Here is a 9472-nt window from a genome sequence, read left to right on the forward strand (position 1 = left end):
TTTTTAAAAACACTAAAGCAATTAGCATCTGAGCGATTTATAGCTAGGGGCTTAAAATGCGTTTTACAACTAATTTTTATCTATTCTTGTCCTTCTTATATTCTTCTTATGAGTGATTTTGATATTTTTACCGGCAAGAAATAATGTAAAAAAGGTGTGTATCTTCGCGGTTCTTAAGTTTTAGTTCAGTCTACGTGTCAACCTTATTTAGGACTATTCACATTTCAGAACAAGACACCTTATTTAGGACGGGTCAATATTTAGATAAAAAAAAGCCAGCTAATTGCTGGCTTTTAATGTTCAGGATGAACAGGGTGCTATTTCGCATTGCGCTAAAAATTGACCACATTCAACTCGAAAATAGGCGTTAACTAATCATTAAAACTTAGTTGTATCAGTGAACAAACCTACTTTTAAATCTTTCGCTGTGTAAATAACACGGCCATCAACAGATACAGTACCGTCAGCAATACCCATAAATAACTTACGCTTGATTACACGTTTTAAGGTGATTTTATAAGTTACTTTTTTAGCTGTTGGTAAAATTTGGCCAGTGAATTTAACTTCGCCGACACCTAAAGCACGTCCGTGACCTGGGCCACCTGACCATGCTAGGAAGAAACCTGTTAATTGCCACATAGCGTCTAAACCCAAACAACCTGGCATTACCGGGTCACCTTTGAAATGACAATCGAAAAACCAAAGATCAGGGGTTATGTCTAATTCAGCAATAATTTCGCCTTTACCATGTTCACCACCGTCATCAGTAATGCTAACAATTCTATCCATCATTAACATATTGTCAGAGGGTAATTGGCTATTGCCAGGGCCAAACATTTCACCAGTACCTGCTTTTACAAGGTCTTCTTTCGAGAACGAATTTTGTTGTTCCATGTGATCACTTAGATTTATTAATAATTTCAAAGTAGTTACTTTAGCGAACACTTGTACGCTAAACAACTCCGAACAGTTAAATAAATCAATATTTTACTTAACAAATGCCTTTAAATTTGCCAGAATCGGTTATGCGTAACCGATGGGTTTTTAAGGTTTAATTAGGTAAGTTATTGATGGATATTAAAAAGAAGGCATTAACTAACGCTGAGAAGCAAAAGCGTTATCGTGAACGTCAAAAAGTTAAAGGTAAAAAAGAAATGCGAGGCTACCTTTCACCAGAAGCTCAAAAATGCTACGAACTGATTGCCGATCAAACTAAATGGAATGACAGTATTATTTTGAGCAATGCCGTTCGTTTGACTTACGCAGCATATAAAAATGGTCAAATAGGCTTGTTGAACAACTGGCTAAATAAAAATGACCTGTAATTATTGGCTGAAAAACACCTCATTCGGTGAACTAAATTAGCTACAAAACTTCAATTTAGATTGTGTTAACGCCTTAATCGCTATATTATTTTGTCTTTACTCCGTTACTTTTTATAAAGTATTCATAAGGTAATCCTACTTTGATAAATGTTTTGTTAGTCGATGACCATGAGTTGGTTCGAACTGGAATACGAAAAATCCTAGACGAAGTAAAAGGACTTAAGGTAATTGGCGAAGCCAAAACAGGCGAGGAAGCCGTTCAATTTTGTCGTAAAACTGAGCCTAACGTTGTTCTGATGGATATGAACATGCCGGGCATTGGTGGCTTAGAAGCAACCAAAAAAATTATACGTTATGCGCCAGATGTTAAAGTTATTGTATTAACGGTTTATTGTGAAGACCCAATCCCGACAAAAGTTATGCAGATTGGCGCTGCGGGCTATTTAACTAAAGGCGCTGGTTCAGACGAAATGATTAACGCAATTCGTGCTGTTAATAGTGGTCAACGTTATATAACACCAGAAATTGCCCAGCAAATGGCCTTGAACCAATTTAAATCACCTGATGAAAACCCTTTTAGTAGTTTATCTGAACGTGAATTACAAATTATGTTGATGATCACACGTGGCGAAAAAGTACCTAATATTTCTGAGCAATTAGTACTGAGCACCAAAACAATTAACAGCTATCGTTATCGTATGTTTGAAAAGCTTAACGTGGGTAATGATGTTGAATTAACACATTTAGCTATTCGTCATGGTATGTTAAAAACTGAAGTTCTTTAACATTGTCTGACACGCCTTTATCACATGATAAAACACTATTCGATCATAAAGCCTTTCTAGCTGCTGTTTCTGAACAAGCCGGGGTGTATCGTATGTACGATATCACCCAAACGGTAATATATGTAGGTAAGGCCAAACAACTCAAAAATCGTTTAACAAGTTATTTTCGTAAAGATGTTGGAAGTAATAAAACCCGCGCATTAGTTAAACAAATTTCTGCTATAGACGTCACTGTTACCCATACAGAGGGTGAAGCGCTGATCCTCGAAAATAATTATATTAAAAAATATCAGCCAAAATATAATATTTTACTGCGCGACGATAAATCATATCCTTATTTACTTATTACAGATCATAAACATCCCAAATTAGGTCTGCATCGAGGTGGTAAAAAGGTTAAAGGAGATTACTTTGGACCTTATCCTACGGTAGGGGCGGTATGGGAAAGCTTACGACTTATGCAAAAGCTCTTTCCGTTAAGGCAATGTGAAGACAGTTACTACCGCGCTCGAAGTCGTCCATGTTTACAGCATCAACTAGGGCGTTGTTCAGCGCCTTGTGTAGATAAAATATCGCCTGAAGATTATCAAAAGCAGGTGCAGTTAGCTAAGTTATTCCTTAAAGGCAAAAGCTCTAAAGTCATTGAGCATTTAGTAGTAAACATGGAAAACGCCAGCAAAACTCTGAACTTTGAGCATGCGGCAAAGTATAGAGACCAAATATCAACATTACGTAAAGTTCAACAACAACAATTTGTCAGTGGCTCAGCTGCTGAAATGGATGTTATCGGAATTCATCGTCATAAATCGCAAGCATGTATTCATTTACTCTTTGTTCGCGATCATAAAATATTAGGCAGTAAAAGTTATTTTCCAACCGTTCCTGTTGATACCAGCGATGCTGAGATAATAGCGGCTTTTATCAGTCAACATTATATCGGTAATGATCTTAATTTAGGGGCTATACCGAAAGAAATTATTATTCCTGAAGCAATTGAAAACCAACAAGATATAGTACGAGTTATTATTGAACAGGCCGAGCATGATGTAAAAATGTCGCATAATGTGCGAACTGAGCGTGCTCAATATTTAAAATTGGCATGTACAAATGCTGCTACCGCATTAATGACACGCAACTCTCATAAAGAATCAATGCAAGCTAGGTTTTCTGCACTAAATGAAGTGTTTGAATTAACCAATGGCATATCTCGCATTGAATGCTTTGATATTAGCCATACTATGGGACAACAAACCGTGGCGTCTAATGTAGTCTTTAATCAAGAAGGGCCGCTAAAAAGTGATTACAGGCGCTATAACGTGCATGGAATTACCCCCGGCGATGATTATGCTGCTATGGCCTTTGCTTTAGATAAACGTTACAGCAAAGTCACCAGTGAAGAAAAAATGCCAGATATTATTTTTATTGATGGTGGTAAAGGTCAATTAGCAAAAGCAGAAGATTTTTTTGCTGGCGTTGATCAAGTAAAAACACCGTTATTGGTTGGTGTTGCTAAAGGTGAGTCAAGAAAGCCAGGTCTTGAAACCTTAATTTTAGCAGGGAGTCATCAATTAATATCGCTGCCTGCCACATCACCGGCTTTGCATCTGGTTCAGCATATTCGTGATGAATCTCATCGCTTTGCTATCACAGGGCATAGAGCTAAACGACAAAAAGCCAGTAAAAAGTCAACTTTAGAAAGTATTCCAGGAATAGGCGCTAAAAAAAGACAAGCGCTTTTACAGTATTTAGGTGGTTTACAAGAAGTTTTAAAAGCCGATAAAGCCACATTAGAAAAAGTACCTGGTGTTAGTAAAGTATTGGCAGAAAATATTTATGACGCCTTGCATGACAATTAGCACTCAATCTGTGTAAAATGTCTGTAAAATCTTGCTCAGTTAACGATAAGAATATAAGACATATTATGTGGACCATCCCCAACCAAATTACATTATTTAGAATTGTGTTAATCCCCGTTTTTATCGTGGTGTTTTATTTACCTGTATCGTGGAATCATTTCGGCGCGTTTGTTGTCTTTTGGTTTGCCGCAATTAGTGATGCACTTGATGGTTATTTAGCCCGTAAACTTAATCAATCATCGGCTTTTGGCGCTTTTATAGACCCTGTTGCTGATAAATTAATGGTGGTCGCTGCGTTAGTTATTCTGATTCAAGACTTACAAGTTTGGTGGATCTCAGTGTCGGCAATATTAATGATAGCGCGTGAAATATTTATTAGTGCCTTACGTGAATTTATGTCTTCACGCGGTAAAAGAGACATAATTGCTGTTTCGCAATTGGGTAAATATAAAACGGCGGCACAAATGTTAGGTATTATGGGACTCATTTGGTATCCAACTTATGATATCCCATTAATATTATTTGAATTTCCACATGAAATATTACTTTTTGCTGCTTTTAGCTTTTATGCTATCGCTACAGTGCTTACTTTTTGGTCAATGGTGGTTTATTTTAAAGCTGCTTGGCCAGAGTTAAGTAAGTGATTTGTGATTAAAAGCTTTTATTTTAGCTAAAAAAACACCAGATTAGTCGCTTTTTGAGCAGTCAAAACAAAATTGATATTAAAGGGTTGACTCACCAGTTTTTCAATGTAGAATGCGTTTCCAGTTGACAGGGAGTCAGCAGATGAAGCGGCTGTAGCTCAGCTGGTAGAGCATCACGTTGCCAACGTGAATGTCACGAGTTCGAGTCTCGTTAGCCGCTCCAATTCTCTATAAGAGAATAATAAAAGGAATACTACCTTACTCGTAGTAAATGAAATTGGCGGGTTGGCAGAGTGGCCATGCACCGGATTGCAAATCCGATTACCTCGGTTCGACTCCGGGACCCGCCTCCACATTGCCCGAGTGGTGGAATTGGTAGACACAAGGGATTTAAAATCCCTCGCTTGTAAGAGTGTGCCGGTTCAAGTCCGGCCTCGGGTACCATTTCATTAGTACAGTAGGGGTGTTAATACATATTGGCGTATGTATAGAATAAATTTAAAATATGAAGCGGCTGTAGCTCAGCTGGTAGAGCATCACGTTGCCAACGTGAATGTCACGAGTTCGAGTCTCGTTAGCCGCTCCAATTTTTAAATGTGTAAATGCTTAATGTTTTAATTAGTTAAGTTAATGAAGCGGCTGTAGCTCAGCTGGTAGAGCATCACGTTGCCAACGTGAATGTCACGAGTTCGAGTCTCGTTAGCCGCTCCAAATTCGATAGTTTTACTATCAAAGTAGGGAACCAATCTCTACTATAAAAAATACTCTCGATGCCCGAGTGGTGGAATTGGTAGACACAAGGGATTTAAAATCCCTCGCTTGTAAGAGTGTGCCGGTTCAAGTCCGGCCTCGGGTACCATTACTGCAAAATCAATGTAAGATTGATTAACCAGTAAATTAGTATTTTTAAATATCTACGAAGCGGCTGTAGCTCAGCTGGTAGAGCATCACGTTGCCAACGTGAATGTCACGAGTTCGAGTCTCGTTAGCCGCTCCAAATTCGATAGTTTTACTATCAAAGTAGGGTCCCAATCTCTACTATAAAAAATACTCTCGATGCCCGAGTGGTGGAATTGGTAGACACAAGGGATTTAAAATCCCTCGCTCATAGAGTGTGCCGGTTCAAGTCCGGCCTCGGGTACCATCACTAATACTTTCAGTTAATCGCATTTTATTCCTTTTATAATTCCTTAAATATCTTTAGCTAGCATTGACTTTGCACCTTAGCTATACCTTTAGCAATAAACCATTTACTTTTAATATCATTATACCAACGTTATAGAATGACGGGTTTAACCTAATAGTTAATAAACTTATCAAGATCATTTTATACAAATCATTTATGGGTATTGTCGTTACATTTATTTACAAGAGAAATGTGTTTTTCACGTAGTATTACCTTAATTTTCAATACGATAAATTTTTAATTTTCCATAATTTCGAGAACTTAGCATGACATTACAAAAATCAATTATCGCCACGGCTATTACATTAAGCGCTTTTAATGCTTATTCAGCCTCTTTTCAGTTAAACGAAACAAGCGCCTCTGGCTTAGGTCGTGCTTTTGCCGGTGATGCGGTGATCGCTGACGATGCGGCTGTGTTAGCACGTAACCCAGCAGCAATGGCATTATTCGACAAAAAATCCTTATCATTATCGGCAACGTATATTGATCCAGGTGTTAAAGTTGAAGGCATTAGTGCACCCGATATACTTAGTGCAGCTTACGACGTTAATGAACTTGATCAAGATGGAGTTGTACCCAGTGCTATTATTCCTGCCGCGTATTTTATTAACCCAGTAAATGATACTTTCGCTTATGGTTTAGCTATTAATTCAAACTATGGTTTAAAAAGTGAATACGAAAAAGATTATGCTGCAGGCTCTATTGGTGGCAAAACAGATTTAAAAACGATCAATGCTAATATTAGTGGCTCTTACCGCGTTAATGAACAGCTTAGTCTAGGTTTAGGCTTGAATGTGGTCTATGGTGAAGCCGAGCTTATTAGACACGCAGGTAAGGTGTTAGAAAAGGGTATTACAATTCCAGGCGTTGGTTTAGTGTTTCCACCTGTACCAACGAGCACTGAAGTTGTAAATATGTCGGGTGACGATTTTGGCTATGGTTGGAATGTTGGTGCTGTTTATGAAATTAATAGTGATCACAGAATTGGCCTCTCTTATCGAAGCAAAGTAGAACTTGCCTTTGAGGGCGACTTCACAGGTTTGGGGACACCTACAGAAGATGGTAGTTTAACTATTGATATGCCATCGATAGCTGAGTTCTCAGGTTTTCATCAATTGACGACTCAATGGGCAGCACATTACAGTGTAATGTTCACTCAGTGGTCTAGCTTTGAAAAACTTGAAGCTTATGCGGGCAATGAGTTAGCCTTTGAAAAGCAAGAAAACTTTGAAGATACTTATCGCTTCGCTTTAGGCGCAACATATAACCTTAATCAAGAAGTAACGTTGAGAATGGGAGTGGCATTCGATCAGTCTGCGGCTGTAGACCATCGTTCAATTTCAATACCTGATAGTGACCGCCTTTGGTATAGTGCCGGTGCAACATACCAGTTAAATGACACCGACAGTGTTGATTTTGGTATTTCGTATGTTAATGGTGACAATGTTGTGGTTACTGAAGAAGACGCTTTATTAGCTGCTTTACCTGATGCATTAAGCCCTTTTGTGGGTAATAAAGACTGGGGTTTTAGCTCAGAAGGTAATGCATTACTTTTAGCTGTGCAATATAACAAAAGTTTTTAAATTACTTAGGCCTTTTTACTTAATTGGCGTGCTTAATTAAGACATTCTAGCGTTATTATTTGAAAATTTTAGTTTTGTTCTTAATGCCCTAATTAGTGAGCCTTTTAGTTTAATATAAAGCCAATCGTTTAATCGATTGGCTTTAATTATATTTGAGCAGGCAGTTTAATCTTTTGTGCTGAGCTAATCTTTTTTACAGTGTGGAAGAAAAAATAATGAATTTATAATATCTACATTATTAAAGTGCAGTTTATCGTTATTTACTTAAAGTAATGAAAAGGTCAAAATTAATGGCCCTTAAGGTTTTACTATCGCTATTTAAGAAAGTCTTACAATAGATAAGCGCCACTTTATAAATAACGTAATGATCAACGCCATACCTATATGCGCTATAAAAGAGGATTGGGTATAAGCGCCAAGGCCCATCATAAATTCTCGCCCCATAGCTGGAGCTAATATTCCTTGTGCAACAAACCACAAAATAAGTCCAGAAATAGCACCTGATAATATAGGGCGCCCGTTTAGCAACTTATAAAATAATAAGGTGAATAGCCCAAAGCCTATAGCGCCAATAAAAGCGTGAATTCCAAAAGCCACAGGATAAGTAATACTTATACCAAGATACTTTTGAAATAGGCCCATGACTAACTTAGCTGGTTGAAGCTCTGGGCCAAAAAGCAGTGGTGATATTAACCAGGCATAGGCTTCAAAAATAATTTGAGCAACTATGCCACCTACAATAGCAATTTTAAAATTGTTTCGAGTAAATTTCATTTTAGCTTCACTGCTGTTACCAGAAATATCTGTAGTTAACGTATTAAACGCTAGGTGTAGAATGAGTTAACTTTTGATATACAAGCCCTAAAACCACACCAAAAACTATGTGTAGCATAAAGGTCATAACAGGTGCCATAGGTCCTAAAGCTAAACCGAACAATCCGTTACCAGCCATTACCATAGGACCAACCATCATGATAAGCCAAGCACCAATGCCAAGGATAATGCCTTTTATCGTTTGGTTTTGTGTTGGTAAAATATTATTTAAGACAGCGAATGCACCACCCCATGCAACTGCGCCGATCATAAAGTGCATAACCCACCCAACCATCATATTAGTCTCCATGCCCATTTTCTGTGCCGCCATAACAGACATCATGTGAACGGGGTCAAGCTCAGGCATTACGCCCATCATTTTCTTCATCATCATAAGTGCAGTAAGTACTAATGTAGCAATAAATCCAGCTATAACGCCTTTTGTAATGTTTGAAATATTAAAGTTCATGGGTATTTCCTGTTAGTTTATTTTTGACTGTTTAGTTAGTTAGTTAAAAAATTTACGCTGTTAACGAATTTAAATAGTTGTCAGTAATGCTTTGTATTTTGGCTATATCACAACCAGTTTTCCGATATGACATAATGCCAAATATAAATACACTTACTTCAATAGCCATATCCTTGGCGTTGGCATCTTTTCTGAAGACTCCTGTCTCTTGACCTTTCGCGATAGTTTTTGAAAATATGGCTTCAAGTCGTTTTACCTGACAATTCAGGATGATTTTTGCAGCTTCATCATGTGGGGCAAGTTCTATGATGGAATTCACCATTAGGGAGCCTGTTTTTACTTTATCTGTTGGTATTGATTGTTCAACTAGCATTTCATCAAAGAATACTTTCATGGCTTCGTTAGGCGCCTCTATACTAGTAAATATATTTTTTATACGTGCATATGTTGTATCTGTATATTGTGTTAAAGCTTTGGTGAATAAAGCATGTTTATTGCCAAAGGCAGCATAAATACTTCCTTTGTTTAAATTCATTACTTTCATTAAATCAACCATAGAGGTCGCGTCATAACCTTTAGCCCAAAAGGCTTCCATGGCTTTCTCTAATGCATCATTTATTTCAAATTCTCTAGGGCGTGCCATTATAATAAATCCATCAGCTAGTTGTTTACCGTTCGGTCAATAACTGCAATTTACAGGTTAATTACCGATCGGTCAATAACTATTTTTAAAATTAAAGTTTACTGGAGTTACTGTTTTAAAAAATAATACTTAATGTAATATTGATAACAAATACTAATACATTGATAC

General features: G+C 37.4%; 9 protein-coding genes and 8 tRNA genes. 13 read left to right on the top strand and 4 right to left on the bottom strand.

The window, feature by feature from the left end:
- Window positions 1-378: 378 nt before the first annotated feature.
- Window positions 379-894, bottom strand: a complete 516-nt coding sequence (fabA, locus tag H4J50_RS17375) for a bifunctional 3-hydroxydecanoyl-ACP dehydratase/trans-2-decenoyl-ACP isomerase (RefSeq protein WP_081153845.1) — start codon at window positions 892-894, stop codon at window positions 379-381.
- Window positions 895-1070: 176 nt separating this feature from the next.
- On the opposite strand from fabA, the gene H4J50_RS17380 reads away from it, so the two are divergent.
- From H4J50_RS17380 to H4J50_RS17440, 13 genes are all read left to right on the top strand, one after another.
- A complete protein-coding gene (locus H4J50_RS17380; protein WP_182257495.1) occupies window positions 1071-1325 on the top strand; it encodes a hypothetical protein in 255 nt (84 codons plus the stop codon).
- A gap of 140 nt (window positions 1326-1465) precedes the next feature.
- Complete coding sequence (uvrY, locus tag H4J50_RS17385; RefSeq protein WP_108455765.1) at window positions 1466-2110, top strand: UvrY/SirA/GacA family response regulator transcription factor; 645 nt, start codon at window positions 1466-1468, stop codon at window positions 2108-2110.
- Window positions 2111-2112: 2 nt separating this feature from the next.
- Window positions 2113-3966: an excinuclease ABC subunit UvrC gene (uvrC, locus tag H4J50_RS17390; protein ID WP_108455766.1), complete on the top strand. Its 1854-nt coding sequence runs from the start codon at window positions 2113-2115 to the stop codon at window positions 3964-3966.
- A gap of 65 nt (window positions 3967-4031) precedes the next feature.
- A complete protein-coding gene (gene pgsA, locus H4J50_RS17395) occupies window positions 4032-4610 on the top strand; it encodes a CDP-diacylglycerol--glycerol-3-phosphate 3-phosphatidyltransferase (RefSeq protein WP_108455767.1) in 579 nt (192 codons plus the stop codon).
- A 147-nt stretch (window positions 4611-4757) separates the two neighbouring features.
- Window positions 4758-4833, top strand: a tRNA-Gly gene (locus H4J50_RS17400).
- A 56-nt stretch (window positions 4834-4889) separates the two neighbouring features.
- Window positions 4890-4963: transfer RNA gene (locus tag H4J50_RS17405), tRNA-Cys, on the top strand.
- Between the two features lie 4 nt (window positions 4964-4967).
- Window positions 4968-5054: transfer RNA gene (locus H4J50_RS17410), tRNA-Leu, on the top strand.
- Window positions 5055-5120: 66 nt separating this feature from the next.
- A tRNA-Gly gene (locus H4J50_RS17415) sits at window positions 5121-5196 on the top strand.
- Between the two features lie 49 nt (window positions 5197-5245).
- A tRNA-Gly gene (locus tag H4J50_RS17420) sits at window positions 5246-5321 on the top strand.
- Between the two features lie 61 nt (window positions 5322-5382).
- A tRNA-Leu gene (locus tag H4J50_RS17425) sits at window positions 5383-5469 on the top strand.
- 62 nt (window positions 5470-5531) lie between these two features.
- Window positions 5532-5607 (top strand) — tRNA-Gly (locus H4J50_RS17430).
- 61 nt (window positions 5608-5668) lie between these two features.
- Window positions 5669-5754: transfer RNA gene (locus tag H4J50_RS17435), tRNA-Leu, on the top strand.
- Window positions 5755-6062: 308 nt separating this feature from the next.
- Window positions 6063-7379 (top strand): outer membrane protein transport protein, encoded by a 1317-nt coding sequence (locus H4J50_RS17440; protein ID WP_182257496.1) that lies wholly within the window; start codon window positions 6063-6065, stop codon window positions 7377-7379.
- Between the two features lie 318 nt (window positions 7380-7697).
- Here H4J50_RS17440 and H4J50_RS17445 read toward each other — a convergent pair whose 3' ends face one another.
- The 3 genes from H4J50_RS17445 to H4J50_RS17455 are packed head-to-tail and all read right to left on the bottom strand — an operon-like array spanning window position 7698 to window position 9304.
- Window positions 7698-8153 (bottom strand): hypothetical protein, encoded by a 456-nt coding sequence (locus tag H4J50_RS17445; RefSeq protein WP_182257497.1) that lies wholly within the window; start codon window positions 8151-8153, stop codon window positions 7698-7700.
- 43 nt (window positions 8154-8196) lie between these two features.
- Entirely contained in the window at window positions 8197-8661 is a 465-nt protein-coding gene (locus tag H4J50_RS17450) for a DUF6789 family protein (RefSeq protein ID WP_182257498.1), read from the bottom strand.
- A gap of 52 nt (window positions 8662-8713) precedes the next feature.
- Window positions 8714-9304, bottom strand: a complete 591-nt coding sequence (locus H4J50_RS17455; RefSeq protein WP_182257499.1) for a TetR/AcrR family transcriptional regulator — start codon at window positions 9302-9304, stop codon at window positions 8714-8716.
- Window positions 9305-9472: the final 168 nt, after the last annotated feature.

This window comes from Colwellia sp. 6M3 (genome assembly GCF_014077595.1).
Taxonomy (GTDB): domain Bacteria; phylum Pseudomonadota; class Gammaproteobacteria; order Enterobacterales; family Alteromonadaceae; genus Cognaticolwellia.